The organism is Chlorogloeopsis sp. ULAP01, from assembly GCF_030381805.1.
In the GTDB taxonomy this organism is placed as follows: Bacteria; Cyanobacteriota; Cyanobacteriia; order Cyanobacteriales; family Nostocaceae; genus Chlorogloeopsis.
Window position 1 is genome coordinate 535,395 of sequence record NZ_JAUDRH010000002.1, and the last position, 25,617, is coordinate 561,011.

28 protein-coding genes are annotated in these 25,617 nt (G+C 40.6%); 11 read left to right on the top strand and 17 right to left on the bottom strand.

The features are described 5' to 3' along the window. Positions 1-4 precede the first annotated feature (4 nt). Positions 5-946: an EamA family transporter gene (locus QUB80_RS06005; RefSeq protein WP_289788569.1), complete on the bottom strand. Its 942-nt coding sequence runs from the start codon at positions 944-946 to the stop codon at positions 5-7. A gap of 112 nt (positions 947-1,058) precedes the next feature. After that, positions 1,059-1,208, bottom strand: coding sequence for a CopG family transcriptional regulator (locus QUB80_RS06010; RefSeq protein WP_289788570.1), 150 nt, complete (start codon positions 1,206-1,208; stop codon positions 1,059-1,061). A 15-nt stretch (positions 1,209-1,223) separates the two neighbouring features. Between QUB80_RS06010 and QUB80_RS06015 the strand changes: the two genes are divergently transcribed. Together QUB80_RS06015 and QUB80_RS06020 are read left to right on the top strand one after the other, a co-directional pair. After that, on the top strand, positions 1,224-2,258 hold the full coding sequence (locus QUB80_RS06015; RefSeq protein ID WP_289788571.1) for an RNA-guided endonuclease InsQ/TnpB family protein: 1,035 nt from the start codon (positions 1,224-1,226) through the stop codon (positions 2,256-2,258). Further along, complete coding sequence (locus tag QUB80_RS06020) at positions 2,176-2,535, top strand: zinc ribbon domain-containing protein (protein WP_289788572.1); 360 nt, start codon at positions 2,176-2,178, stop codon at positions 2,533-2,535. The genes QUB80_RS06015 and QUB80_RS06020 overlap by 83 nt, the downstream gene beginning before the upstream one ends. A 110-nt stretch (positions 2,536-2,645) precedes the next feature. Here the strand turns inward: QUB80_RS06020 and QUB80_RS06025 are convergent, their stop codons facing one another. The 3 genes from QUB80_RS06025 to QUB80_RS06035 all read right to left on the bottom strand — a co-directional run bounded on the left by QUB80_RS06025 (position 2,646) and on the right by QUB80_RS06035 (position 4,439). Beyond that, the gene (locus QUB80_RS06025) at positions 2,646-3,332 is read right to left on the bottom strand and encodes an NADPH-dependent F420 reductase (protein WP_289788573.1); all 687 of its coding nucleotides are present in this window, start codon (positions 3,330-3,332) and stop codon (positions 2,646-2,648) included. A 55-nt stretch (positions 3,333-3,387) separates the two neighbouring features. Next, positions 3,388-3,966, bottom strand: coding sequence for a TetR/AcrR family transcriptional regulator (locus tag QUB80_RS06030; protein WP_289788574.1), 579 nt, complete (start codon positions 3,964-3,966; stop codon positions 3,388-3,390). A gap of 77 nt (positions 3,967-4,043) precedes the next feature. Next, the gene (locus QUB80_RS06035; RefSeq protein ID WP_289788575.1) at positions 4,044-4,439 is read right to left on the bottom strand and encodes a serine hydrolase domain-containing protein; all 396 of its coding nucleotides are present in this window, start codon (positions 4,437-4,439) and stop codon (positions 4,044-4,046) included. Positions 4,440-4,708: 269 nt separating this feature from the next. On the opposite strand from QUB80_RS06035, the gene QUB80_RS06040 reads away from it, so the two are divergent. The 3 genes from QUB80_RS06040 to QUB80_RS06050 all read left to right on the top strand — a co-directional run bounded on the left by QUB80_RS06040 (position 4,709) and on the right by QUB80_RS06050 (position 6,547). Continuing rightward, the gene (locus QUB80_RS06040) at positions 4,709-5,296 is read left to right on the top strand and encodes a hypothetical protein (RefSeq protein WP_289788576.1); all 588 of its coding nucleotides are present in this window, start codon (positions 4,709-4,711) and stop codon (positions 5,294-5,296) included. Positions 5,297-5,596: 300 nt separating this feature from the next. After that, positions 5,597-5,809 (top strand): hypothetical protein, encoded by a 213-nt coding sequence (locus tag QUB80_RS06045; RefSeq protein ID WP_289788577.1) that lies wholly within the window; start codon positions 5,597-5,599, stop codon positions 5,807-5,809. A 477-nt stretch (positions 5,810-6,286) separates the two neighbouring features. Continuing rightward, a complete protein-coding gene (locus tag QUB80_RS06050; RefSeq protein WP_289788578.1) occupies positions 6,287-6,547 on the top strand; it encodes a hypothetical protein in 261 nt (86 codons plus the stop codon). A gap of 183 nt (positions 6,548-6,730) precedes the next feature. Here the strand turns inward: QUB80_RS06050 and QUB80_RS06055 are convergent, their stop codons facing one another. Then, positions 6,731-7,537, bottom strand: a complete 807-nt coding sequence (locus QUB80_RS06055; RefSeq protein WP_289788579.1) for a fasciclin domain-containing protein — start codon at positions 7,535-7,537, stop codon at positions 6,731-6,733. 786 nt (positions 7,538-8,323) lie between these two features. Between QUB80_RS06055 and QUB80_RS06060 the strand changes: the two genes are divergently transcribed. Beyond that, the gene (locus QUB80_RS06060; RefSeq protein WP_289788580.1) at positions 8,324-9,121 is read left to right on the top strand and encodes a glutathione S-transferase family protein; all 798 of its coding nucleotides are present in this window, start codon (positions 8,324-8,326) and stop codon (positions 9,119-9,121) included. Positions 9,122-9,268: 147 nt separating this feature from the next. Continuing rightward, entirely contained in the window at positions 9,269-11,002 is a 1,734-nt protein-coding gene (locus tag QUB80_RS06065; RefSeq protein ID WP_289788581.1) for a helicase HerA domain-containing protein, read from the top strand. A 93-nt stretch (positions 11,003-11,095) separates the two neighbouring features. Here the strand turns inward: QUB80_RS06065 and QUB80_RS06070 are convergent, their stop codons facing one another. From QUB80_RS06070 to QUB80_RS06085, 4 genes are all read right to left on the bottom strand, one after another. Beyond that, positions 11,096-11,842 carry an O-antigen ligase family protein gene (locus QUB80_RS06070; protein ID WP_289788582.1) on the bottom strand — a complete coding sequence of 249 codons (747 nt, stop codon included), beginning with the start codon at positions 11,840-11,842 and terminating at the stop codon, positions 11,096-11,098. Next, on the bottom strand, positions 11,781-12,107 hold the full coding sequence (locus QUB80_RS06075) for a hypothetical protein (protein ID WP_289788583.1): 327 nt from the start codon (positions 12,105-12,107) through the stop codon (positions 11,781-11,783). Before QUB80_RS06075 ends, QUB80_RS06070 begins: the two co-directional genes overlap by 62 nt. Before the next feature lie 85 nt (positions 12,108-12,192). Further along, positions 12,193-13,356, bottom strand: coding sequence for a hypothetical protein (locus QUB80_RS06080; RefSeq protein WP_289788584.1), 1,164 nt, complete (start codon positions 13,354-13,356; stop codon positions 12,193-12,195). A gap of 52 nt (positions 13,357-13,408) precedes the next feature. After that, positions 13,409-14,509: a hypothetical protein gene (locus QUB80_RS06085; protein WP_289788585.1), complete on the bottom strand. Its 1,101-nt coding sequence runs from the start codon at positions 14,507-14,509 to the stop codon at positions 13,409-13,411. Positions 14,510-15,268: 759 nt separating this feature from the next. Here QUB80_RS06085 and QUB80_RS06090 point away from each other — a divergent pair. The 3 genes from QUB80_RS06090 (at position 15,269) to QUB80_RS06100 (ending at position 18,285) form a co-directional block, all read left to right on the top strand. Beyond that, positions 15,269-15,430, top strand: coding sequence for a hypothetical protein (locus tag QUB80_RS06090; protein ID WP_289788586.1), 162 nt, complete (start codon positions 15,269-15,271; stop codon positions 15,428-15,430). 578 nt (positions 15,431-16,008) lie between these two features. After that, positions 16,009-16,992 carry an RNA polymerase sigma factor, RpoD/SigA family gene (locus QUB80_RS06095; RefSeq protein ID WP_016878995.1) on the top strand — a complete coding sequence of 328 codons (984 nt, stop codon included), beginning with the start codon at positions 16,009-16,011 and terminating at the stop codon, positions 16,990-16,992. Between the two features lie 459 nt (positions 16,993-17,451). Next, entirely contained in the window at positions 17,452-18,285 is an 834-nt protein-coding gene (locus QUB80_RS06100; protein ID WP_289788587.1) for a hypothetical protein, read from the top strand. A gap of 293 nt (positions 18,286-18,578) precedes the next feature. On the opposite strand, the gene cobO is transcribed toward QUB80_RS06100, so the two are convergent. The 5 genes from cobO to QUB80_RS06125 all read right to left on the bottom strand — a co-directional run bounded on the left by cobO (position 18,579) and on the right by QUB80_RS06125 (position 23,531). Next, the gene (gene cobO / locus QUB80_RS06105; RefSeq protein WP_289788588.1) at positions 18,579-19,250 is read right to left on the bottom strand and encodes a cob(I)yrinic acid a,c-diamide adenosyltransferase; all 672 of its coding nucleotides are present in this window, start codon (positions 19,248-19,250) and stop codon (positions 18,579-18,581) included. 196 nt (positions 19,251-19,446) lie between these two features. Next, a complete protein-coding gene (locus tag QUB80_RS06110; protein WP_289788589.1) occupies positions 19,447-21,105 on the bottom strand; it encodes an alpha-amylase family glycosyl hydrolase in 1,659 nt (552 codons plus the stop codon). 584 nt (positions 21,106-21,689) lie between these two features. Beyond that, positions 21,690-22,073, bottom strand: a complete 384-nt coding sequence (locus QUB80_RS06115; protein ID WP_289788590.1) for a DUF1823 family protein — start codon at positions 22,071-22,073, stop codon at positions 21,690-21,692. A gap of 86 nt (positions 22,074-22,159) precedes the next feature. Further along, positions 22,160-22,729, bottom strand: coding sequence for a phycobiliprotein lyase (locus tag QUB80_RS06120; RefSeq protein WP_289788591.1), 570 nt, complete (start codon positions 22,727-22,729; stop codon positions 22,160-22,162). 118 nt (positions 22,730-22,847) lie between these two features. Then, positions 22,848-23,531 (bottom strand): HEAT repeat domain-containing protein, encoded by a 684-nt coding sequence (locus QUB80_RS06125; RefSeq protein WP_289788592.1) that lies wholly within the window; start codon positions 23,529-23,531, stop codon positions 22,848-22,850. Between the two features lie 197 nt (positions 23,532-23,728). On the opposite strand from QUB80_RS06125, the gene QUB80_RS06130 reads away from it, so the two are divergent. Then, the gene (locus QUB80_RS06130) at positions 23,729-24,076 is read left to right on the top strand and encodes a translation initiation factor (protein ID WP_289788593.1); all 348 of its coding nucleotides are present in this window, start codon (positions 23,729-23,731) and stop codon (positions 24,074-24,076) included. Between the two features lie 260 nt (positions 24,077-24,336). Here the strand turns inward: QUB80_RS06130 and QUB80_RS06135 are convergent, their stop codons facing one another. Further along, positions 24,337-24,711, bottom strand: coding sequence for a Coq4 family protein (locus QUB80_RS06135; protein ID WP_289788594.1), 375 nt, complete (start codon positions 24,709-24,711; stop codon positions 24,337-24,339). A 60-nt stretch (positions 24,712-24,771) separates the two neighbouring features. After that, positions 24,772-25,224 (bottom strand): hypothetical protein, encoded by a 453-nt coding sequence (locus QUB80_RS06140; RefSeq protein WP_289788595.1) that lies wholly within the window; start codon positions 25,222-25,224, stop codon positions 24,772-24,774. Between the last annotated feature and the right edge of the window lie 393 nt (positions 25,225-25,617).

Here is a 25,617-nt window from a genome sequence, read left to right on the forward strand (position 1 = left end):
TGTTCTAATTCCCTACTGCCCTCTGCCTGTTGCCTTCTGCCTCTTTTTGATTTAGTTGCAAAATCAGCACTGCTCCCAGAACCAGAATACTGCCCAGTATTTGTAGTGGTGTCAGAGTTTGCCCAAACCAAATCCAGGCAATAACAGCAGCGATCGCTGGTTCTAAGGTAGCTGCGATCGCTGCTCGATCTGCTTGTACTCGCTGAATGCCCCAGCAATAGAACAAAAAGGGAAGCAGTGTACCGCCAACCCCTACAAACAACACTCCTAGTAAATTATTTGCTTGAATCAAGCTAGTGGGAAATCCTTGCGGAAGTTGAACCGCAATCCAAAATAAACTTGCCACAATGAAGCCTTTCAACATCACCGTCACGGCATCATTAGCCATCCCCACCCGTTCTGCTAACAAAGTATAGGTTGCAAATAGAATTGCGCTGAGAAATGCACTGCCAAGCCCGATTGTGTCAAGCTGACTCACATCGCCCCCTGATACCTGAGCTACTAACACCACTCCCGCGACCGCGGCTGTTGCTGCCGTACCCACAGAGAATGACGGTAAACGCTTTGTGGTAAGTGCAATCCAGAGGACAATCAAGGCTGGAGCAGTATATTGAATCACAATCGCAACCGCAACCTCAAGCCGAGCGATCGCAAAGTAGTACGTAAAGTTCACTAACGCTAGAGCCAAGCCCAGCATCAAAATCCAACCGTTGATTTGGAAGTTTTTCCAAATGGATAGCTTTCGAGTTTGCAGTCCACTTAACACACCGAGTCCCACTGCTGAAATTGTGGCGCGAGCCTCTACCAACTCAAAGGGAGTAATCCCAGACTGGAAAAGCCCTTGAGCTACATTTGCCCCTACTGCCCAGAAGATTGCGGCAAGGGCGATCGCGCCCAAACCCAGCAATGTAGAAGAACGAAACTCTTTTTTGGAAGAAACTGCCATCTAGACCTCCGCAAGGGTACTCCCGCCACAGTCGCGGACTTGGCGGCGATGGGGAATTACGGGGCAATTGGAGGTGTACTCTTCGAGAACCCCTTCGGGGAACGATGCCCCTTCAATTGCCAGAACTTGATTTAATTTTCTTTTTAAGACTACGGATAAAACCACGGATTACCTCTGTTTGAGTTCTGCTTTCTTGTTCACAATAGGTTTTGAGGATTTCTAGCTCTTGCTCTGGCAACCTAATATCTATGCGTGTAGTCATACAAAGTACGGATAAATGCTGTACAATATTTATATGCTACTCACTTACCAGTACAAACTCAACCCCACGTCACAGCAGGTTGTCACGATGGAAATCTGGGGTGAGTTGCTACGCCGCCATTACAACTATGCGCTAGGGCAAAGACTTGATTGGCTAAACCGCACAAGGTCACAGATTGACCGTTGTAGTTTGATTTGTGAACCAATTGGTGAGATACCACATAAAGTTGACTACTACACACAAGCATCTGACCTTAAACAAACTAAAGAACTGTTTCCCGAATACAAGGACATATACGCCGACTGCCAGCAACAAAACCTTATGAGGCAAGACTTGGCATGGAAGCGGTGGCTAGTGCCAGATCAGAACGGCAAGCGGGGAGGGCGGCCAAGGTTTAAAAAGCGTGGTGATATCTGCTCCTTCACGTTCCCTCGTGTTAACTGTGCCAAAGCAGGCGCACATCTAACAGGTAATATTCTCAAGCTTTCCAAGATTGGTGAAATTAAAGTTATCTTGCATCGCCCAATTCCAGATGGATTTGAAATTAAACAAGCAACTATTCTTAAAAAAGCTGATGGTTGGTATGTGAGTTTTTCTCTTGAAGATAAAACTATACCTGAAGCATTACCTGTTGATGAAATTAAAGCTGCTACTGGCATAGACGTTGGTCTTGAAAAGTTTTTAACAACTGCTGATGGGCAAAGTATTGAAGTACCGCAGTATTACCGCAAAGCACAATCAGTTTTAGCTCGTCAGCAACGCAAGCTTGCACGTAAAACCAAGGGGTCTAAGAACTACCACTCGTCAGCCAACAAGGTGGCAAGACTTCATTTGCACGTTGCAAGGCAAAGAAAAGAGTTTCATTATCAAGTTGCTCATTGGTTGGTTAAATCCTATGACTTAATTGTTTTTGAAAACCTGAACATTAAGGGACTGGCTAGAACACGACTAGCTAAGTCAATACAAGATGTTGCCTGGGGTGCATTCATCCAAATCATGCAAGCTTTCTTCGGTAAGACGCGGCAAGCATACCAGAGGTGTAGACCCTAGAGGGACAAGTATCAATTGTTCTGGTTGTGGTGCTAGGGTTGAGAAAACTTTGACAGTTCGTGTTCACAGTTGTTCTTGTGGACTGGTTATTGACCGTGACTGGAACAGTGCGATTAATCTTTTAAAGCATGGGTCGGTTGGACTACCGATTCCTGGCTGTGGAGGCTTAGGGGATGCCCAGCCCGTGAAGCAGCAAGTCTCATTTGTGAATTTGAGATGCTCCGCTACATTGCTTGCAATTAGCGGGAGAGTTGTCACCTTGAGTACGTGTTGTTGACACACGCTGAAAGTTAAAAAATTAATCAATCAAGAATATTAGGTTACTATTGGTAATTCCTGATTGATTACCCAATTGCCAACATCCCGTAGTTTATCCCTCTTTAATCACTATAGGGAGAGAAAATCTGCTAGGCGATCGCACTGTCCCGGTGTCCAAGGTTCTCCTAGTAACTTGTAGTTCAACCGTGGGAAAAAGCCATATCTTTGACCTAATTCACCACTTAATAGAGTCATTCGTTCTATCGTTCGGGCATTGCTAAGTTTCCCGGCATCAATATAGCGAAAGGGTGTTTTTTCCACTAAAGTTAAAAATTTTGCTTTCGCTTGCATATCATCGCTGACAACAAATACATCGCTGAGTGTCTCTCCAAATTGCGGAGCGTCAAATACCTCCCACCAAACATTTTTGAACGCTCCTACAACTCGTGTCTTAGGAAACCGTTGCTGAATTTGCTCTGCTCCACTGGTATCCCACGGCAGAATGAAATCCGAGTAATCACTGTTAAATGGATTGGAAATATCAATATAAACCTTGCCATCTAGCTGATTCCGCAATGGCTCAAGGGTATCTAGCAAACCGTCGCGTAAAAATAGAGCTGGCAAGACAAATTCGGCTGTTGCGGCATCCACATAACTACCTGAGGTAATTTGCTCGCGCCCCAACTTTTGTACAATTCTGGCTGAACGCTCACGAAAACGCGAACCGAGAATTACACTCTGCCCTCCATCCGCAAACATCAGCGCAAGGCGAATTCCCATTCTACCTGTGCCAAGAATGCCAATGGTGCTATTCATAATTTTCTCCTAATTATCTATCTACTAGTTGGTAGGTAAAAGAATAAAAAAATATTTATCCCTTCACCAGTTCCATCAGTTGCTCAATCACTGCTCGATATTGCTCAACACCACCACTGGCACGGACAATCAAGATTCCACCCTCTAAAAGAGAGAAAATCAGCGTTGCCATTGCTTTCACATCACCAGGAAACCCAAACACGCCTGTGTCGCGACCTTCATTTAAGATTGTGGCTAATCTTTCTTCATTGTCACGGTAGAATACTGCAACACGTTCTACAAGTGGATTTTTCAGAGTTGCCAATTCAGCGCCAAGCATACCGCACAGACAAGCTTTGTCATGGTTGCCACTACTGAGCGTTGCTTCAAACAACCCACAATAGCGACGGAGTTTCTCATCTGCTGGAATGGGCATAGCAATAATATTGTCCACCAACCGCAGAAAGTAAGCGTTATATCGGTCAAGCAAAGTTGCAATCAAGTCATCCTTCGTTGGAAAGTGATGGTGGATGCTGGCTTTACGAATCCCGACTGCGACGCTAATATCCTGGTAGCTGATGGCGTTTACACCCAAGCGCTGGATGAGTTCTTGGGCTGCATCGAGAATTTGAGTTCGAGTATCTTTCAAATTCATCCTCCCATTCTACTAGTAGGTAGGGAAAGTGTCAAGAACAAAGAATAAAAATAAAGGATTTTCTGTTAGTGACAGGGTCATAGCGGAATGGGACTAAGCACCTCGCCCCTAAAATGCCTAGTAGACGCCCGGAGGGCAGTGAGCCGTCCTAAGTCAAGAAAGCCTTCTTCAACCAGCCTCAAAGCAGCAACTGCTGCTACAGGCTTACTGAGAGAGCAAGCTTGAAATAACGTATCCTCTGTAACTGAGTCTTTTTTACCCGCTTCTTTTTCACCGTAAGAACGCTCCCATTCGACTGTATAGTTATTAATAACTGCAATGCTTACTCCGGGAATGTTGTATAAATTCATACGGTCAATCAGTTTAGCGTGGAGATAATCTTGACTCTGAAATTCAGGTGTTACTAACAAACCGCTCTCCACACGCTGAATTCTTTGCGTGATATTTTTATCAACTGGGGGAATACAGGGCATTGAAGTTTTTCTGCTGTTGTAAAAAACCTCCAAAATCCAGTCAAACTGGATTAGATACTCAGAGGCTAAGAATGTCTAGTTATACCTTGCCACTGCGCTTCCAAATTCTCAAGCAGATAATTACGCACAGCTTGGGGCTAGCTTTCCAAGAACTGTGTAACCAGAGCCTACGCTTGAATAGCCAACCCTTTCGCTTAACAAGCGTGCCATTCGGGTCATAACAGGAGAAGTACTAAACTAACCTACAATCAGGTTAAAAAATAAAATTAATGCACGAATTTCCTGACTATATTACACATTACTACGAACAAGGCAGCGACATTCTCAAAAATATTTGCAGTCATGCCGATGAAGTAGCCGAGGTGATACTAGCGGATCTCAAAGAGACTGGTAAGCGGGCGTGGCTACATCCTGGGTATCTTGAGGAACGGCGCACAGTTGAAGCATGGTTGTACGACGAGTTTGAAAACAAGGGTAAAAAGCCATATCTCAAGCACCCGCTTTATTTTGTCTTAGGCGAAAATGATGACTTTTTTCAAAAACATGGGTTTTTTAGCAATGCCAATCCTGACAAATTAAGACTGCCTTTGTCGCTCTTTACGAGTGATATGATTTCCTTCACATATCCTGATAGTATGCCAAGCTTGGCAATTGCGACACTTGAGCGAGGCAAAGCTTATCGGAAACCTTTTCACGGCAAGGTTTTTACATTAGAAGAAATTAATGACATTGTGCAGACATATGGGTTGCCAGGGGACAAGTGGAAATATGAAGATTACTGGCGCTATGACCGCTTTATTGAAGTACAAATATGGGATGATCGACCCATTTGGAATTTTTTGCAAATATCGCTGTAAACCATTTGTCAAGGTTAGAACACCGAAGGATAATGTTGTTATTTCTGGAATTCCCAATGCTTGAAATCAACAATTAGCTGAATTGCAAATTGAACTAAAAATTTTTCTTTCGTCAATCTTGATAAATGTAGTTATGGGCGGATGATATAGTTGCCTAATTACACAATCTAAGTTGACGATGAATATACAAATGAACTACTATAGGTGTAGTACAATAAGTTGTTAAAAGCAGAAGTTAAGAATAATACTTGCAGATAAAGAGCTTATTGAAATCGTAATATCAATTTAGGGAAAAGCTTTATGCAGTTGAAAAGATGGGAATCCCCCCGCCGACAAGGCAGGAATGACAAGGGTAAAGGAGGCTCCGCACGACAAAGGCAAATCAAGAAACAACAGCAGATGCTTAGAAAAAAGTTAAAGACCGAAGCTAAAGAAGAAAAAAGTAAATATCAAGACAGGGGGGAAGTGAATTTACACTTCTCCTTATTTTTTGACTTTTCAAGGAAAAAATAAAGCTTTAATATAAAATAAAAAGTAATAATTTATTCTTAAAAACTAGATTCTTGCAGTGACAACAGCAGTCAAGAGCCAGAAGTAAAATAGACATTATATATGACTTTGAGACTAACTTTTTGTACCTCACACTCCTTGAAATCTGCTTTATTGTTTATCTATTGAAACTGCTAGTGAGTCTGAAAATATAAATAACATTTGTACCCGGAAATAAAATTATTATTATTACTTATTAGTTTACGTTCTAACGATTAGAACTGCTATGGCTACGCAAACAGTGGTATGATAATTCTTTAAAAAATAAACAGTGAGATAGCTCAAGTCATGCTTTTGTGACTATTATTCCTAAATTCATCACAAGTTCCTCAAATTTTTGATCTATAACTCACAAGCGGAGAATTTTAGGAATTATGATTTACTTCTATCTCTCCATCTCACCTCTTGAAAGAGTCAAAATATGATGTTGGAGCGTGGTTTATGGCAAGAAGATGGGCAACACTCCAGAAGGCAAAAAGGCAACAGAGTGTCTTGCTCCCAGAGCAAGCAAAATGCGTAGGTGGAATACCAAAGGAGCAAATTTCCTATCCTTTGGAAAGTCACTCTCCAACGATAAATCATGCCTTGTATGAGAAGTTATCAGGTTACTTTGCCGATACTTCCAGAATGGCAGATTTAGCACATTCTCAATTTGGCGATCGCCACTGGGCAAGACAGAATATAGCTAGATCCATAACTTAGTGGAGATAGTAAACGTTTGCTTCTATAATCGCACTCCTCACACCAACATCCTGAATTGAGAAACACTCCTCAATGCGATCGCTTAACTGAGTTATGAATAGAAAAAGCCCTATTCAAAATAGATTTGAACAGGGTTGATGGCTAAAAATTATATGTCTACAAAGACATAAGGAGCTTCCAAAATTACAAATTAGGAGGCAATATTACTTGATCAATTGCATGGATGACGCCGTTACTACCTTTAATATCTGGTTTCACAACATTAGCATCATTTACCATTACACTCTTGCCACCATCGGCTTTGACAGTGATTGGACTACCTTCAACGCTATTTACTTCGCCAGATTTTAAGTCAGTTGATAATACCTGACCAGATACCACATGATAAGTCAAAATTTTGACTAATACTTCTTTATTTTCTGGCTTCAACAAATCTTGTACAGCATCTGGTGGCAACTTAGCAAAAGCTGCATCTGTGGGTGCAAATACAGTGAAAGGCCCTTTGCCCTGTAAAGTTTCTGTTAACCCAGCTGCTTTCAAAGCTTTAGTTAACATCGTAAATTCTTTATTGGATTCTGCCAGAGCTACTAAATTTTTACCTTCTGTACCTGTTGATGGTTGAGTTGGAGTTGTTTCTACTCCTGGTGCGGGAGCAGGGGCAGGTGTAGTTTCAGGAGTTGTAGGTGGAACTGCCGGAGTACTTCCAGGACAAGCCGCGCGATTATAAGGACACTCATCTAAGATACTCGGTCTAGGATTTAGTGGCCCTTGCCCCGTGTTTTGTACTAGATTGTTTTGACCTAGTATTTTGCCCTTTGGCGCTGACGCAGGCGCACTCAGTGTGCTGCTATACGGTGTTCCTTGGGAGACACTGTGTTGAGAATTGAGTGCCTCGTTTGCTCCTACAGGCAACCCAATCAGGAGACTTGCGCTCGTCACTCCTGCCATACCAGCAAACTTTGCCAGCAAATTGCTATAATTTACCTTCATAAATTTTGTTTGGCTTAAATTTCCACACATTACCATAAAGATTTATAACATCTTGTTACACAAAAAATCTAATTGTATAAGTAATTTTTGACCAAATAAAGCAGTTATGATGGCAATATCTAATGTCTTTAAGATACTCATACTGAAAGCAATCAGGAGCATTAGCGTAAACAAAATATCAATAAAATATATATTGAGTAAATAGACTCTTAGGAACACTTATATGTTTCCTTAAAGCACAACTATTTTTTGGGAATTGCAGACAAAGTCTTTAATATATGGGAAAAGTTTAACGTGTCCCATCTAAAATTTTTTACTGAAAATCTTTGCCGATGGGCGAAAATTAATACAATTAATTTCAGTAATTCTGATTGCTAACCAAAAAATCTTCCAAATTTATGTTCTGTTGTATGAATATCACATTCTATAGCAGTAATGATTAAATATTAAAGTTTTTTCTGAGTGCGCTCAGAAATATTTCATCATTAATTACATAAATTAAGGATGTAGGATAATTATAAAAGTGTTTTCAATTATACTAGTGGAATTTTTACTATGATTACTTGTGTAATCAAATAATTTAGTGCCAATCGGCACATAGAAAATTTTCAAACAAAATTATTAATATGTAAGCATTTTTGCTTAACTCTACACGAATATAAATCTATGTCTAATTGATGCTTAAAAGTTTGGGTATTATACAATTAAATTATTTTAAAATAAGATTAATTTTTATGAAGGTAAAACTGTAAAATTAAAACATCAACTATAAACAGGGTTTTTACAATGTTAGAATTGTATCAATTTGAACTATCTCAATACTCAGAAAAAGTGCGCTTAATTCTCGACTATAAAGGTTTGGAATACCGCAAAATCGAGGTTACACCTGGGATAGGACAGGTAGAACTCTTTCGTTTGACCGGTCAGCGGCAAGTTCCCGTGCTTAAAGATGGGTATCAATACATTGTTGACTCTACTGAGATAGCCAAGTACTTAGACTTACATTATCCCGATCGCCCACTGATCCCACAAGATTCCAAAAAGCGAGGTTTGTGCTTAATGATGGAAGAGTGGGCGGATGAGTCAATCGGCATTAAAGGAAGAAAGGCACTATTTTCTGCCATTAGTCAAGACCAAAACTTCCGCAAAGCATTGTTACCTAATTCTGTTCCAGATGTCTTCAAAACTGTTGTAGAAGGAGTGCCAAACGATGTACTCAAACTTTTGGGCTTTGGAGTCGGTTATAGTCCAGAAGCAGTACAAAAAGCGATCGCCGATTTGAGACAAGATTTGGAAGCTTTATGCCTACTGTTGGCAGATAGTCCTTACTTATTGGGAGATGAGCCTACTCTGGCAGATTTTGCAGTAGCAGGTTTATCTATATTATTAAAATTTCCTGATGGCCCTTACCTGGATTTGCCAGTAGGTATCAGAGGCAAAGGAGTACCTGGTTTAGCAGACAATCCTGCCTATGAACCATTCTTTATCTGGCGCGATCGCCTTTACGCCCAATTCCGCAAACCAATTTTAGGTTCTGGGTTCTCTACTGGTACAACTGCGCCTACTTCGATTCAAATTGAGTAATTAGTCATTAGTCAATAGCCAACAAGTCAAAGAATAGAAATTTTTGAATGTGACTTCCCTTGCTTTTTCAAGTTATGTGTCATCAAAAATTTTCTCGCTCATTAAAATTCAACATAAAATAAGGCACGTAAGTATGTAGTTAATGAAATGAATTTAGGACAGCCATTAGGTTCAGTCATACAAGGTTCTCTCATCGGCGGATTAGAAGTGCGATTGCACCCTGATATTTCTGTTGAAGATATGCGGGTGGGTAAATTTCTAGTTGTGCAAGGTATACGATCGCGTTTTTTCTGCATGCTAACAGATGTGGCACTGGGAACTGCTAATCAACGAATTATCGCTAATCCTCCTAGTTGGGAAGATACTTTTTTGCGAGATGTTTTAGCCGGTAGTGGTACTTATGGCACTATCAATCTCGCACCCATGCTCATGTTTACCCCTGAATCTAATGAATCTTTTTCGGCTACAAATGGTAAATCTGCAAATCCTTTTGTACCGTCATCGGTGACAGGATTGGCATCATTTCAGCCCCAAACAAGCACAACTATGGAATTGATGCCAGTCAAAACTATTCCCACTCATTTTAGCCAGGTTTACGAAGCCTCAGAAGAAGATTTTCGCCGCGTATTTGGCTGGGAAGACGATCCCCACAGAAAAAACTTTTCCATCGGTAAACCATTAGATATGGATGTGCCGGTGTGCATCGATTTAAATCGCTTTGTTGAACGTAGCAATGGCGTCTTTGGTAAATCTGGAACGGGTAAATCTTTTTTGACACGCTTACTTTTAGCAGGAACAATTCGTAAAAACGCGGCAGTAAATTTAATTTTTGATATGCACTCCGAGTATGGCTGGGAAGCTGTATCAGAAGGAAAACAATTCAGTACAGTTAAAGGTTTAAAGCAGTTATTTCCCAGCAAAGTAGAAGTATACACGCTCGACCCAGAATCGACCAAGCGTCGCGGCGTTCCTCATGCTCAAGAACTTTACCTCAGTTACGACCAAATTGAAGTTGAAGACGTTAAATTATGCTCTCGCGATTTAGGACTTTCGGAAGCGAGTATTGATAATGCCAACATTCTCTGTGCCGAGTTTGGCAAATCTTGGATTCTGCAATTATTGAACATGACCAACGAGGAAATCAAGCTTTTCTGTGAAGAGAAGCGGGGACACCAAGGTTCAATTACTGCATTGCAACGCAAACTCTATCGGCTGGAAAATTTAAAATATATGCGGGCTGCTTGTCCGCACAACTATATAAATCAAGTTATGCGTTCAATAGAAGCGGGTAAGAACGTTGTGATCGAGTTTGGTTCCCAGTCAGATATGCTTTCCTATATGTTGGTAACGAATATGATTACCCGCCGCATTCACCAACATTATGTTAGTAAAGCAGAAAAGTTTTTGCAGACCAAAAATCCTAACGATAAACCGACACAATTAATGATTACCATTGAGGAAGCACACCGTTTCCTTGATCCTGCCATAGTGCAAAGTACTATTTTTGGTACGATCGCCCGCGAAATGCGCAAGTATTTCGTCACACTGTTGGTAGTCGATCAACGCCCATCAGGGATAGATAATGAAGTCATGTCCCAGATTGGTACTCGCGTCACTGCCTTGCTGAATGATGAAAAAGATATTGACGCAATTTTTACAGGCGTGTCTGGTGCTGGCAGTCTCAAATCAGTACTAGCAAAATTAGACTCTAAGCAACAAGCCTTAGTTTTAGGTCATGCCGTTCCCATGCCAGTAGTGGTGCGTACTCGTCCCTATGACGCCCAATTCTACACCGAAATTGGTGATGCTGCTTGGGAAGAAAAATCAGATGAAGAAGTATTCGCTGCTGCTGATTTAGCTAAGGCGGATCTTGGGTTTTAAACTATTTCTATATCTATATGACTGAAATCTGATTAAGAGATAGTGCTTCTATGTCTGTAACTACATAAAAAATACCGTAATCTTAAAGTATAATTATTTACGAACGCATGACGCTCCAAACAAACTTAGTGACCACCAAGCCAGATGTGTATACTGAGCGCACTCAAACCATGTAAATGTAAACACAATGTAGGCAACTACCACCGCCTCAATCCCCCGGCAAGGCGACTTAATAACCAGCCACAGACCCAATCCTAACAGCGACAAGTAAGACACTAATCCTAGTACACCCACTGATAAAATTGTATCTAAAATCAAATTGTGTGCTTTCACCGTAGGTAGCGTTTGCCTGCCACGCTGTCCATCAAAGCCCTGGTAGTCAAAAGTAAAATTGCCTAAGCGAGTAATCTTCACCCATTTAACCGATTTAGAATTTTTGACGTGGGGATAAGCACTACCAAAACCATTCATACCCCAACCGAGTAAAGGGCGTTTACTGATACCGCGTTGTGATATCTCCCACAAATACACTCTGTCTGATGTTAGTTGTTTGAGAATCTTGGTATTGCTATCAAAGTTGAATCGATTCAGTGTTTCAATGTTGCGAGTCAAGGAAACTGCACCGACAAACAACAAAGCCACTAACACAGTGCAGAGCATAAAGGAGCGTACTTGTTTGCCCAGAGGGAACTGGTAGAGCCAATAAACTCCTGCGACAACAAAAGCTAGTATTCCCGCCCTAGTTTGAGTCAGCAGCAATGCAGGGATAATTAGGATACTAGCCATAGCAGCATAACGAGTACTCAGCCACCGCCATTGCCAACCAATAAGCGTTATCACTGCCACTGCTGCTAGCACAAATGAAGCATGACCGCGATGAGAATACAAGCCGTGAACCACCAAGACGGAGAGGTTCTGTCCATAATCTCCTATCTACTTCTGTTATACCAAAAACACCGTCAGCATTATAGCTTGTAGTTGGTTTCCAATTGTCAGTTGCACCAGGGCTAGAGGGGATAATAGTAAATGCAAAACTTGCTTGACCCGTCACCCCAAATATTAAGACCGATGCAAACCAAGCTATAGAATGTTGCATGAATCGCATTTTTTGTAACTCCTCTGTGTATTGAAGTTCAAAGAGATGTCATTTTGGTTGTGAAATCAGATATAAATTATCGTGATAATGATTTCTATTTACTCGATAGTTTGACAAGACGAAACTCTACAAATGGCATAGCCAACCAACCATTCCAAACTGTTTCTGATACTTTTTCTTGCAGACACTTAGCTAACCGTTCAGAAATATGATAAATGAGTTGTAGTCGATATAATGTGTCACATTTAAGATCAGGAAAATAATAAAAACCGCAATCTCTTAAGCCGCGAGCTTGATTAGTAATAGCAAGTTCAAGCTGACCATTACGCCAAAAAATCATTGCATCTAAATCAAAAAATGTACTTTCTCTTGGTTGAACTAAATAATATTGTCTTCTTTTACCTAGTCCAGGTCTAACCATTTCGCTAAACCAATTGATTTCTTTCCCATCGATATCAATTAGAGTTACGTTGATAGAATGTGCTTGGTAAAAGCGAAAAGCAGTTGATGTGTTGTTAGTAACACGAATCCCTAAATTTATATCTGTTTTGGCTCCACTTTGCATAGGAGGGATAGCCAAAACAGACTCCGGCATATCTGTTTTGAACAGGACTCCATCAATTTCTATTGCATAAATATCAGTTGATAAGGGTTGAACTAGACGAATATTTAACCAAGGTGTAACCAAAATTTGTGAATTAGTTTCTCGTACAGTTCTTTCTTGGCTATTGTTAAATTTTGAGACATATGTAGTTTTGTTGTCAGTCTTCAAAATAAATCGAAGCTGATAAGTTTCTGGCTGAAGTACTTTAAAAGACCAGAAGTAATTAGGCGTAATAGAACCAATCACGTAATCAGGAATGGTAGGAATTTTTAGTTGTAGAGAGTTATCTTGCCAAAAGAGTCTTGCAGTTAGAGAAAAAGTTGTGCGGCATTTAGGCCTAATTGTATACCACTCGAATTGTCTGGTATGGTTACTCTCCATCAGTCTGTTTAACTGATTATTAGTAATGTCTTCTTCAATCACTAAATCTCCTTGTATTATTTGTCCATCTGATGTCAAAAGCTCTGGGATAAAAGCTTGTAAGGGTTTAAGATAAAAATAATTTGAATTATTGTGGTTGATACTCACACATAATTTGATTGGAACATCAACTCCAATTTGATTTTTTGGAATGGGATAAATCCTGGTAGGAAAGAGTAGTGTATTAGGATTAACAACCTCTATGCATATACCATTAGATTCAAAAGATGTCATGTTGGCTGTCCTCTCAATTTTCAGGTTTTCATGCGCGTCAAACTTTTTGACTTCAAGCCTGAACTAGGCAAAATTCCACGAAGGGCGTATGCACCATACCTCTCCAAAAATCTTCCAACGACCCTATATCTAATGGATTCGTTAGCGATCTGTATGCCAACCGAACCTGATAAATACCCAACTCCAAACTATTAAACGACCAATAACCTCTACCTGTACCACGAACTATCAAGCTCAATAGCCCATCAGTTTGTCTCTCAATGTGTGCGCTAACAAAGAACATCACACTTTTTCCAGGCTCAACCAAATGATAATCAGATTCTCCAGGGCCAACCCACCCAGTGCTGCCAGCGCCTAGATTCTGCCCTAAAATACAACCATCTGCTCCCATCAGTGCTGGAATCAAGGTGGTAAATGAGCAGAAGCATTGAGAGATTGATGTGTTGTTTGTGATGCGAAGTCCAATCTGTACAGAGGAACCGGCATCCGATAGCTGAGAGTGCGAAATAGTCCATATTTGCTCTGGCACCACAGTTTCAAAGCAAACATTATTGACTTGCACTTGATTATGATTAGATCCCATCGGTTCAACTAGTTGGAAATTCACCCAAGGAGTTGCTAATAGACTTGTCACAGAGGCTTGTATTGAGGTAATTTCCCCTGTGTGTGCATCAAAGAATAAGAACTCCTCTTGAGGACTTAAGTAGGTGAGTTTCAGCTTATATGCTCCCAGTTGTAAAGCTTCAAAAAACCAAAAGTAGTTAGGGTTAATAGGGGGTTTGGAAGAGTGAAGGATAGTTGCTTGGAGTTGAAGCAAGTTGTTTTGCCAACAGAACTTTGCAATCAAATAACAACCTAAAGTCTTTTGATATGGAATTCCCATGCCGTTATATCGACTTGGAGGCTGCGTATTGATCAGTTTTTGTGGATGTAGTACTTGCCCATCGGGGGATAAGAATTCTGGAGTCAGGAGTTCATAGACGAAAGGAAAAGTTGTTGGTGTTTTGTTAGTAATGCCAATGTCAATTTGTAAACAGGTATTAGTATCTCTTTGATCGGGAATGGGCAAAGCTACAAGATTTGGCTCCGAAATTTCCATCTGGATACCATCGGCTTCACAATTTTTGCTGCTATTGGATTCAAAAGATGTCATTTGACTACCCTCTTTATTTACAGGTTTTCATGCATCCTTAAACGTATGAACACATGGTTTAATACCATTGTCATGAATAAAAGTGATAATTTGTTGCAAACTTAGGTGTAGATTCTTCAAAAAGTTTTTCTAACTCTTTGTTCAAAACCAAGACAATAACATCACTATTCTTTCAAATGCAGGGCAGTCACTCTTTCTAAGAGCTTTACGCAAGTGTTATTTCTGTTGATGATTCAGAAATACTTTAACTCTATGGTTAGTAGATGCATAAATCCGACATTGATCTCATGCAAAACTTTTTGGTGCTATATCTCAATGTTGTAGTTTATAATTCCTCTTATATTAGGATAAATATATGCTGTCTTTGAATAGGTGATAATCAAGTTTTACTGAATTGTTAAAACTAGTATCTACTGTATTAATAAATGAAAATTTATGAACTAAATTTAAAGTAAACATTATTCAAAAATTAAAGGTTAATTGTTAAAATATTACAAAGATAAAATCAAGAAAAGAGATACCCAAACATTAAGAATATATTAAGCTGAAGGGATGTATTTATTTAGGTAATGTAGTTATTACCGTATTCAAAGAGCGATCGCTCTCACACATAATTTGTTTTAGTCAGTTAAGCACTTGCACAGTCGTTTTTGCTACTTGAATCTAGCCAACAGGCAAAAATGACAGGCGATCGCTTTTTTAAATCGAGAAAATGATATTATTTATATATATGTTTTCTCGCCGATAGCTCACGAGGGGATGAAATGGCGAGCAGGAGAAGATTACAGGCAAAAGCCGCTTCAGCAAGTAATGCGCTCTTTGTTAGGTGTGGCTGTAGAGCGATCGCTGGCTGAAACGAGGTTGCACTTAACCAAAATTGCAGGGCTTTTGAGCAAGCGCTTCCTTCAGGAGCATTCTTGATTGCTATTGAATCTTTGCCGAGAAAAGTTATTAGCTGTAGAGTCTTTGGTTTTATAGCGTAACCCCTGCTAGGTAAGGCAAAAATTTACATAGCGTGACATCCCTCCCTGAACAGACCCAGATAGTTCGGTTATCCGGCTACCTGAGGAAACCTCAAGAGGGGTTTTTAGCGTCACTATATATATAGTGAATATTGAGAGGAATTTTAACTATTTTTTTTGGCCAGTTACTTATTTTGAACTATAATGGAAGTTTTTGTCTAAACTACTTTACTCTTGGTTAAATTTATCGTAATATTAAATAAGTAGAACTCATACTGACTTCGTATTGTCAGCGTCGTAGCCAGCGACTAAGGAAAAAAGAATTCTTTAAGACAACGAATGCCTGCCTATAGAGATTCCAAAATCTAGGGAGGGTAGGGGAACCTATCTAAGGAGCTAACCGTCGTAACAGGTTCTAAAATCGAGAAACTCGACCTTTGGTGGTAGTTCCGAAATGACTGATGATATATGCACTACCTTTCCTAATCCGCCATAACTTAAGTATTCTTTGTGTTTGGAGAAGAGGAAAACGCACCAATGCCCACTGTTAACACTGAACTTGAAAATACCAACGCCAAATTCACGGCTGATATGGTGCGAACCTATCTGCGCGAGATTGGTCGTGTACCCCTGCTGACTCGTGAGCAAGAAATTGTCTACGGCAAGCAAGTACAACAAATGATGACACTGCTAGAGGCAAAAGAGGCTTTAGCGAAGAAACTACGCCGCGAACCGAACTTGGAAGAGTGGGCTGCTCACGTGAAAAAGTCTGAGACAGAAGTGAATCAGACTGTGTTGCAGGGTAAGCGGGCAAAGCAGAAGATGATTGAAGCGAATTTGCGCTTAGTAGTTGCCATTGCGAAAAAGTACCAGAAGCGGAACATGGAGTTTCTGGATCTGATTCAAGAAGGAACACTAGGATTAGAGCGTGGGGTCGAGAAATTTGACCCAACACGGGGTTATAAGTTTTCGACTTACGCTTACTGGTGGATTCGCCAAGCAATTACTCGTGCGATCGCACAACAAGGTCGTACCATTCGCTTACCCATCCACATTACCGAGAAGCTGAACAAAATCAAAAAAGTGCAGCGAGAACTTGCTCAAACCTTAGGGCGATCGCCATCTCCTGCGGAAATTGCCAAAGAACTTGAACTAGAGCCAGCTCAGATCCGTGAGTATCTGAATATGGCGCGTCAGCCAGTTTCTTTGGATGTTAAGGTTGGCGATAACCAAGATACTGAGTTGCAAGAAATGCTAGAAGATGAAGGCCCATCGCCAGAATCTTACATGACTCAAGAGTTCTTGCGTCAAGACCTCAACAATATGCTTGCAGAACTAACCCCCCAACAGCGAGAAGTATTAGCTCTACGCTTTGGGTTAGTAGATGGCAATGAAATGTCTCTAGCTAAAGTAGGTGAGCGTCTAAATCTGAGCCGTGAGCGCGTCCGCCAGTTAGAGCATCAAGCCCTGGCGCATCTACGTCGCCGTCGTGCCAACGTTAAAGAGTACGTTGCTAGCTAGCTAAATGCTTCTCGCCGTTGGCGACGCGCCTCCTGAAAGCAGGGGGCGATTTTTTTATTCAGCCTACCAACTATTTCAAACAGCAATTTGTCAAAATTTCTAGATAAAATCCGGAATTGAAAGATTTTATTGTGTAGTTTCAGATAGATGTGCAAAAAGTTAGGAGTTTTTCTGTCAAACAGCAACAATTCTTCAAAAAAATGCTAAAAATCAAGCTAAACTACTGAAGTTTTAATTTTTCTGAGAATCACCCTATTGGATTAATCACATAGGTTAAAGCGTTATTGCTCAACCAATGGTAGTCTAAGATTATTGTCCGTAATCAATCGAGACTTTGATTTTTTTAGAGAGTTTTTTTAAACAATATCAACCTTTTGATAGAAGCTTTATTTATCAATACATCGATTCCGATTGAAGTCAGAGGCGCAGGATAGTTAATTTTTTAAAAGGAGAAATAGGGTGCTTAATCATATTAACAAGTTGCTTCCCCCCCGTCATTTAAGAATACCCTTAATAGGCTTACTTCTTGTCCTTGGTGTGATGGGCGAGAGAGCTAAACCTGTATTAAGTAACCAGATTGCAAGATTTTATATCCCTGCTCCTCAAGAATTTGAAAATGAAGTAACTAACAGCTATACGGGGTTACAGCGCAATTCTACGCCAGAATCTCAAGCCAGTGAAAAGGAAGCTCGTTTACGCAGAGCGCTAGCCAAGTCGGGTTCCGTTACTAGTAAAATCACCATAGATTCTGAGAATCAAGCAAATACTTACACTTGGTTACAGCGTAATTCTAATCCTGAATTGGAATCATCTCCAGAAAAATATACACAAGCGCCCGAATTAGGATTAGCTCCTACAATCACAACTCAAAAGAGTGCATCAAAAGTATCTACGCCAAAAGCAGGAACGGCACAAAAAGCAAAGTTGCCGAACCGAGATGGCGTTTATCTTTATGGACAGTCCCCCAAGGCTGGACAATTTGGGCATGGGTATATCGTTTTTGAGAAGCGCCAAAGTAAAATCATGGGTGCATTGTATATGCCCAGTTCTGAGTTTAGTTGTTTTGAAGGTAGGCTAGCATCATCAGGAGATTTGGCGATGACTGTTAAAGGCTATCCTGGTGAGATCAGTCCAATCCAGGTGGCAACCAAAGAGAGACTACCTCGAACAAGTAACGATGAGCCAGTCATCTATGGACATTCGGTAGCACTGGAAGATTATTATCGATTAAACTCTGTTAGTGCCAATGATCGCCGGATCTTGCAAATGTGTAAAGCCAACTTGCAAAGCTAAGGATCAACAAAGACACAGAACTTATATGATGTCCGCCAAATCACCTATAATAAACAGTTTGTAGTAAGGACTTCAGTCCTGGCTTGAGGACTTTAGTCCTCACTACGAGCAAAAATTTTTATTCAGTTTGAGGAACCGGACTTGATATTACAAAAAAAGAACAAAGTTATTAGACGAGAAGTTGCTCTTTGATTAAAACTTTACAGATTTTAATTATTGACTAGTTTTATTTAAATTCTGGTTTTTATTGGTCAAAATCAGAAATTAAAGTCATCGCTGTTGACTTCTAACTTTTAAAATTCAATACCTGGTTGTGCTTTCACACTTTGATCGCGTAAAGGATGTTTAACTAGAGTCATTTCTGTAACTAAGTCTGCGCGCTCAATCAAGGCGGTGGGAGCGCCTCTACCTGTGAGAATAACGTGGCTTTGCCCTGGCTTTTGATCCAACCCCGCTAAAATTTCTTCAACACGCAAATACCCAAGTTTAATAGCAATATTGATTTCATCTAATAGCACTAGCTTGAAATCGGGATTTTGAATGTATTCTAATCCTTTTTGCCAAGCGGCTAGTGCTTTTTCAATGTCGCGATCGCGATCTTGGGTTTCCCAGGTAAAACCTTCGCCCATAGCATGAAATTCTAACTGGTCTTGCCAAAGACTGAAAACCCTTTTTTCCGAGGGTTCCCAAGCTCCTTTGATAAATTGGATAATCGCTACTTTATAACCATGACCAAGCGATCGCAATACCATCCCTAATGCCGCAGTGGTTTTTCCCTTGCCATTACCAGTATGAACAATAATTAACCCTTTTTCCTGTGCAGCTTGAGCAATTCTTTGGTCTTGTACTTGCTTGCGTCGCTGCATCTTTTTGCGATATTGCTCTTCAGTAAGGGATGGAGATGATGCTTCCTCCATCAAACTTTGCGCTTCTGAGTCTAGTTGAGTTGGTTTGTTAGTATTCATCAACTTTTCTGGAACAGTTATAAAAGAATCTTATAACTTCGGGTGATGAACTAAAACAGGAATTGGGGAGCGGGTATCGGGGATCGGGAAGAAGAGGACAAGGGGATGCGGTGACGCGGTGAATCGTGCTTGACGTTCTTGCCCCTAGTGCTCCTGGTGCTTCTTTCCTAGCCCCTAATCCTTAGCCCCTAGCTAATCACTGCCAAACTAGCACTTTAGCTTCGTATGGCCCAATATCAATTATGATGCCATCATCGCCAGCTTCCACATCATAATCTCCTGTCCATTCGTGCCATGTACCAGCAGCAGGGAAATTAGGAACATGATAGCCAGCCAAGAAGTTTTCAGAGAAATTAACTACAACTACTACACGGGAACCTTCATCATTCCAGCGACTGTAAGCTAGTACTTTAGCTTCTGGATTTTCGTGGATGAAGTCGATATTTTCTGTGTAGAGAGCATGATTATTTTTACGCAGGTTAATTAAACCTTTGTAGGATTCAAATAAACTGCGGTTCAAATCATTACCTAAGAGTTGCCAGTCAATTTTAGCTGATTCTGGAGTTTTTGGTTTGTACTCACCAAACTCTTCACCCATCCAAACTAAAGGTACGCCAACAGCTGTCATCAAAAGAGCTACGCCTAGCTTTGCTCGCTTAAATGCTTCCTCATCAAGGATACTACGATTTCCCAATTCCACCATTAAGCGATCGTGGTCGTGATTTGTTAAATAATTCACGACATTTGTTGCACCTAAAAAGCCTTGACGTTTGCAGTCGATGACATCTTTCAGGCGTTCTATATCGAATGTGTCACCACAAATATGTTCTATTATGCAGTGATAGAAACTGTCATGCCAGCAACCGTCCATTGGCCCATCTACATTGGTGATGCTGGGAGTTTCAGGAATATGTTCGGCAATGTTATAAAAAGGTTTAGCCCCGGCAGTGTTTTTTGCCTCTTGCACAATCCAGTGCATGAAGTCATAATTAGCGATTTGCCGCGCTGCATCGTAGCGAATGCCATCAAGATGATATTCTTGAATCCAAAAACGAACTGTATCACCGATAAATCTACGAGCAGGATAAGTCTCTAGATTCTCGTCATAGTGTTCATAATTAAATTCTGGCCCCCAGTTGTTATCTGGATCGCGGGGAGAGTGGTGATACCAATAATCGTGATCGATTTGTGTTAGGGGGCTAGATGCTTCTGAGTGATTGTAAATACCATCAAGAATGATGCGAATTCCTCTAGCATGGCACTCATCAATGAGATTTTTTAATTCAGCTGTAGAGCCATAACTTGATTCAGTTGCAAAAAAATAGCGGGGATTGTAACCCCAACTGTAATCGCCAGGATATTCTTTAACTGGCATCAATTCAATAGCATTAATTCCTAATTCACACAAATAGTCTAATTTTTCAATAACGTGCTTGTATTGTCCTCGCGCATAAGGATCATCTTCACCACCAGAAAAATCCCCGACGTGTAGTTCATAAATTACTAATTCATGGTCAGCAGGTAAGGGTTTGTCGTCATGTTTCCAAACATAAGTATCGACTATTCTTTGCCCATCTTTGATTCTTACTATACCGTTATCCTTTCCCCCATATTCATCTATATCAGTAGCATAGGGATCTGTGACTTCAACCCATTGATCTGGTTCAAAAAACCACGATTTTGACTGCACACGAAATTTATATTTGTATTCTCCATCTTCTAATTCAACTGTTGTACGGAAATAACCATCTTCACCTTTGTCCATTGGTATTTCTTCCCAATCGGAAAAAGAACCAATTAAAGCCGCTCCTTCGTTATAGGGGGCAAATAATTTAAATTCTATTGGGTTTGGCATAGCAATATTTTGGCAGTAAATAGTGGCATAAGTATTTTCTTAATTTTCAAAAAAATAGCCAATCATTCTGTGGAAATAAATATTTAATAATTTCGTCTATCTAGTGATATATTTTGTTAATAAAAAAATAAAAATTAAATATCTTAAGTTAGAGTGATCGCCATCCACTGAATACAGTTATGAAGTATAAAAATTATCATCTTTGGTAAGAATTAATCACTAACCACCTGCTTTTCCTGATTTTACCTATATATGCGGGGGTTTTGATGAAAAAATTAACAGCGATCGCACGTTGGGTAATTGGGTAGGAGAAATCTTAAACAGGCAATGGTAAATAGGAAAACAACGTGTGTAATTAATTGTCTGAGTACTTAATTTATAGTGTGAGAGGTTAAATTAAGTTAAACAAAAGGTTTTCAACAGATTGTAGAATACAAAATCACTCAGTTTAACACTGATTGCAATATCAAATTATTACTGCTAGGATTCTTGGCAACACCATTAATTCTGTAAAAACACTGACACTCCCCTTAACCGCTCAAGGGGAGATTTTGTATTAAATAGGCGAATGTTTGAAGCGATCGCTACATTGAATCAATATCGTCAGTATTTTGTTGCATATAGCTTAATAGCCAATTGGCTGCCGTTGCCCTACGAGTTTGCCGAGGGCCAAATTCTCCTATTTTATAGCCTTTAAAACCCAGTTTTTCTTTTAATAGTTGTTTGTTCTCTGGGGGAATAGAACGAGTCAGCTTAACTGTAGCAGGGCGACTTTCAATAAAATCTGGTGGTTGTGGATATTCATCTCGCCACTCAGCAGACACCTGTTGGTTGTCCCACTTTTGGGTTGTAGAATCGTAGCGATAGCCCAGGCACTGCCACACCAATTGGTTCACTGTGGCATCATCAATTTCTTCTTTGAGAATTGCCCAAATGATTTCTGTGTTAAGTTGTGGCAAATTAGACATAATAAAGAATAGGCAACAGGAAACAGGGGACAGGGAACAGTTATCAGCGTAAAGAGAAGAGAAACTGATAACTGTTAGCAGTTAAACTAATTGGATACAGAATTAGCCGCCTCTGATGCCTTTGCTGCTGGTGCAGCACCACCCATGCGAATCTCAGAAGTAAAAGAAGCCATGCTAAAACCGCCAAAGCGCTTCAGAACACTAACCCGCATCCGTAGATTCGGGCTAGCAAACCACAAGCGCTCTTCAGACCACATAGTTTCATATTCTGTAGTGAGTGTCAAAGCGCCGTCGCTGCCCATTTTATAGCTGCCAGCAACTGGCATTTTTTCTGCGTAACCCATTTCTCGCAGCAACTTACCTTCATGAGAGTTCTCTGTATCAGGCACTGTTACTAACACTGTGGAACCAACGTGCTTTTGTTCATCCCATTCCATTGTGCCGTTCCAGCTGACCCTCGCACCACAAGAAGCCCGATTAGGATCGATTGCGTACTGTTCGCAGAGTTTAACAACTTCTGGATGATCTGCCGCCAGCATTTCAATTGTGATGTCTGACTTGCCAGATTCGGATTGTTTAAAAGCCAAGTGGTGACTAGTACGATGGGAAAACCATTTACCAGCACTTAACTGAAAAAATTCTTCAATATTATTCATGAATCAAATTACCTTGCGTCAAAATCCTTACGATCCCACTTAATTACAAGGTAGCAGGAGGAGTTGCTTTATAGATGGGTGATTCAAAACTAATGGCTAATGGCTAATTCTTTAGCTATTAAACATCAGTCATTCCTTCTTCTTCAAGCCTTTTGAGAGAAACCCTTGCTGCCTCAGCAACGTGTGGGTGTCCGTCTTTTTCGAGATATTTTAAAGCTGACAAACTTTTGGGTGTAGGAAGATGTCCCAAAGCTTCTGCTAGACGTTGCCGCACTAGCCAATCTTCTGCTTGGGCAAAACGCAGTATCCGATCTACTGCATCGATATCTTTAATTTCTCCCAATGCAGCGATCGCTGCTTGTTGGATGACGACTTCCTCACTTTCTAATGCTTTGTAGAGAATTTTACGTGCGCGAGTGTCTTTAATATTACCCAAAGATACAGCAGCACTAAAACGTACCAGCCAATCTGTATCTTCGTAAAAAGCCCGTGATAGTGGTTCAAAAGCTCTGATATCACCCAAGTAACCTAAAGCACCAGCCGCATCAGCGCGAATGCCATAATCTGGATCAGTTTCCAGAATTTTGACTAGAATGGCATAGCACTCTGGAGTTGGTTTCACTCCCAAGGCAAAGATTGCCATTGACCGTAATTGGAGAGAATCATCATCCAAAACCTTTTTAATCAAAGGTACGGCGTCTTCTGCTGGTACATCCCGCAAAGAAGCAAGGGCAACCATGCGATCGCGCAAATTCGGACTTTCTAATTGAGTGGAAATTTCCTCTATGCTTGGAGTTGGCATCTGATTTAATGCACTTTTGCTACTTACATCCATACAAGTATCATTACCGATCCAGCTATAGATTACTAGGAGGATAACCGCTCAAACCTCCCACCCTCCCACTTCTCTTCCTAGTCCCTAGTCCCTAGTCGCTGTAACCTTGTAAAAAGCGATATATTTACGGTTATTACTAATCCTGATTTTTATTAATTAAGTTTATGGCTTCCGAAAAGGGTAAATCTTCAAGCGATCGCTTTGTCTATCGAGAATTTGGGCAAGAAAACCCAGCAGCCTTGGAAAGAGCAATTCAAGAACTACCCCCCCAGCAACAAAATTTACGCGTACAAGCTACCCGTGCTGGACGTAAAGGTAAAACTGTAACTGTGATTAGCGGTTTTCAAACCAAACTAGAAACCTTACAAGCTTTATTAAAGCAGTTAAAAACACAGTGTGGAACCGGTGGCACTGTTAAAGATAATGAAATTGAAATTCAGGGCGATCACAAGCAGAAAATATTGGAAATTTTGACCAAACTTGGGTATAAATCTAAAATCAGTGGTGGTTAAAGAGGACGCGGGGACACACCAGACACAGGGACACGGAGAATCGATCAGCATGTTCGTTGCCCCTTGTCTCCCCTCTCCCCCTCTCCCCCTCTCCTTGTCCTCTTCCTAGCCCCTAATCCCTATTAATCGCAAACATAGCTTGCACATCTTGTAAGGGTAAGTGCCAAAGTAACTCTGGTTGCCAACTGTCTGGATCGAAGTGGGAGTTAAAACCGCGTTGATACGCTTGCCACAGTCTTTCCCAATTAAGCTTTTGTTGCTCATCTACTTGTCTTGTGAATCATTCGCAACAACCCTAATCCAATTAGCAAGTTCGCTAATCTAAATTTTGCTCCTAGTAAAAACGCTTGTACTTCTGCTTCAGCAATGGGATCTGTACCATAACCTGTGAGGATATGAATCCCATCGTGGAGTTGCTTGCGGCGAGGGCCTGTAGTGAAGGGTACTATATTATTTTTATCTAGAAAGTCTGCCCAAGTTCTGCCAAAACTACCAACAGGTAAGGAGCGCAATTTTTCTACATACACCACTTGGGGAACATTTAAACCTTTTTTTTCGGTGATGCGATCAACTAAATCTAAAAATTTTTGAATACGAGAAGCAGAATCAAAAGAAGCGCTCAGTGGTTGAATCATAGTTTATGCACGGAGGAATAAGGTGGGCAAACAGCCCACCATAGTGCTAGCTAAAGTAGATTAGCGCGGTTTTGGCTGTGGTTGTTGTGGTTGCTGACGCTGTAAATTATTCTGGTATTCTTGTATTTTTTTCTTTTGATCAGCAGTTAAAACAGCTTCCATCCGTTGTTGCGACGACATCATGATTTTCCGCAATTCAGTTTGCTGCTGTGGAGTAAATTGTAGAGCAGCAAAAGCCTGTTGGGGAGGTGTACCTTGATTCATCGCAGTTTGAATTTGACTGCGTTGCTCTTTTGTCAGAACATTCTCAATCTGTTTGCGGACATCGGCACGAATTTTTTTAATTTGATCTTGTTGTTGAGCCGATAGTTGTAACCGCAATGGTTGCTGTTGCTGTTGTTGTATCTGTTGCTGTGGTGGTTGGTTTGTTTGTGCTTGAGTTGGGCGTAGGGGAACTGCTGTTAGACTTAGGGCGATAGCTCCAGCTATCAGTGTCAAATTTTTGAGCTTCATTTATTGCCTCGCGGATTTCTCCCGTTTAATTTCACCATTATAGAAACTGATTACCCAATACCACGACCGGGAAATTTACAAATGTGTTTCTGTAGTCCTGTGGTGAGGTTTTTGTTGCCTATACTGGTTGATTGATCGGATTTATTGCTTTGTTTGCGATTTTAATTGCGGTTTGCTTGGATACTATCCAGATAACCGTAATATAATTCTCTAGATTTTTGTATGTTCAGAATTACAAATAACTATGAATAATAATTTTAATATTTCTCATGCTACACATACTACCCAGTCAGATCATTTTTACCTAGAATGTAGTCTAAAAAATTATCCATGAAATTCAGCCAGGAAAAGGTTAAAGGTTAAAGGGGAAGGAATTTAGCCAAAATGTACTCT

Bases quoted from the DNA above. Each gene is read 5' to 3' on its own strand.
- QUB80_RS06005 (WP_289788569.1), bottom strand. From the start codon at position 946: ATGGCAGTTTCTTCCAAAAAAGAGTTTCGTTCTTCTACATTGCTGGGT.
- QUB80_RS06010 (WP_289788570.1), bottom strand. From the start codon at position 1,208: ATGACTACACGCATAGATATTAGGTTGCCAGAGCAAGAGCTAGAAATC.
- QUB80_RS06015 (WP_289788571.1), top strand. From the start codon at position 1,224: ATGCTGTACAATATTTATATGCTACTCACTTACCAGTACAAACTCAAC.
- QUB80_RS06020 (WP_289788572.1), top strand. From the start codon at position 2,176: ATGTTGCCTGGGGTGCATTCATCCAAATCATGCAAGCTTTCTTCGGTA.
- QUB80_RS06025 (WP_289788573.1), bottom strand. From the start codon at position 3,332: ATGAATAGCACCATTGGCATTCTTGGCACAGGTAGAATGGGAATTCGC.
- QUB80_RS06030 (WP_289788574.1), bottom strand. From the start codon at position 3,966: ATGAATTTGAAAGATACTCGAACTCAAATTCTCGATGCAGCCCAAGAA.
- QUB80_RS06035 (WP_289788575.1), bottom strand. From the start codon at position 4,439: ATGCCCTGTATTCCCCCAGTTGATAAAAATATCACGCAAAGAATTCAG.
- QUB80_RS06040 (WP_289788576.1), top strand. From the start codon at position 4,709: ATGCACGAATTTCCTGACTATATTACACATTACTACGAACAAGGCAGC.
- QUB80_RS06045 (WP_289788577.1), top strand. From the start codon at position 5,597: ATGCAGTTGAAAAGATGGGAATCCCCCCGCCGACAAGGCAGGAATGAC.
- QUB80_RS06050 (WP_289788578.1), top strand. From the start codon at position 6,287: ATGGCAAGAAGATGGGCAACACTCCAGAAGGCAAAAAGGCAACAGAGT.
- QUB80_RS06055 (WP_289788579.1), bottom strand. From the start codon at position 7,537: ATGAAGGTAAATTATAGCAATTTGCTGGCAAAGTTTGCTGGTATGGCA.
- QUB80_RS06060 (WP_289788580.1), top strand. From the start codon at position 8,324: ATGTTAGAATTGTATCAATTTGAACTATCTCAATACTCAGAAAAAGTG.
- QUB80_RS06065 (WP_289788581.1), top strand. From the start codon at position 9,269: ATGAATTTAGGACAGCCATTAGGTTCAGTCATACAAGGTTCTCTCATC.
- QUB80_RS06075 (WP_289788583.1), bottom strand. From the start codon at position 12,107: ATGCGATTCATGCAACATTCTATAGCTTGGTTTGCATCGGTCTTAATA.
- QUB80_RS06080 (WP_289788584.1), bottom strand. From the start codon at position 13,356: ATGACATCTTTTGAATCTAATGGTATATGCATAGAGGTTGTTAATCCT.
- QUB80_RS06085 (WP_289788585.1), bottom strand. From the start codon at position 14,509: ATGACATCTTTTGAATCCAATAGCAGCAAAAATTGTGAAGCCGATGGT.
- QUB80_RS06090 (WP_289788586.1), top strand. From the start codon at position 15,269: ATGAAATGGCGAGCAGGAGAAGATTACAGGCAAAAGCCGCTTCAGCAA.
- QUB80_RS06095 (WP_016878995.1), top strand. From the start codon at position 16,009: ATGCCCACTGTTAACACTGAACTTGAAAATACCAACGCCAAATTCACG.
- cobO (WP_289788588.1), bottom strand. From the start codon at position 19,250: ATGAATACTAACAAACCAACTCAACTAGACTCAGAAGCGCAAAGTTTG.
- QUB80_RS06110 (WP_289788589.1), bottom strand. From the start codon at position 21,105: ATGCCAAACCCAATAGAATTTAAATTATTTGCCCCCTATAACGAAGGA.
- QUB80_RS06115 (WP_289788590.1), bottom strand. From the start codon at position 22,073: ATGTCTAATTTGCCACAACTTAACACAGAAATCATTTGGGCAATTCTC.
- QUB80_RS06120 (WP_289788591.1), bottom strand. From the start codon at position 22,729: ATGAATAATATTGAAGAATTTTTTCAGTTAAGTGCTGGTAAATGGTTT.
- QUB80_RS06125 (WP_289788592.1), bottom strand. From the start codon at position 23,531: ATGCCAACTCCAAGCATAGAGGAAATTTCCACTCAATTAGAAAGTCCG.
- QUB80_RS06130 (WP_289788593.1), top strand. From the start codon at position 23,729: ATGGCTTCCGAAAAGGGTAAATCTTCAAGCGATCGCTTTGTCTATCGA.
- QUB80_RS06135 (WP_289788594.1), bottom strand. From the start codon at position 24,711: ATGATTCAACCACTGAGCGCTTCTTTTGATTCTGCTTCTCGTATTCAA.
- QUB80_RS06140 (WP_289788595.1), bottom strand. From the start codon at position 25,224: ATGAAGCTCAAAAATTTGACACTGATAGCTGGAGCTATCGCCCTAAGT.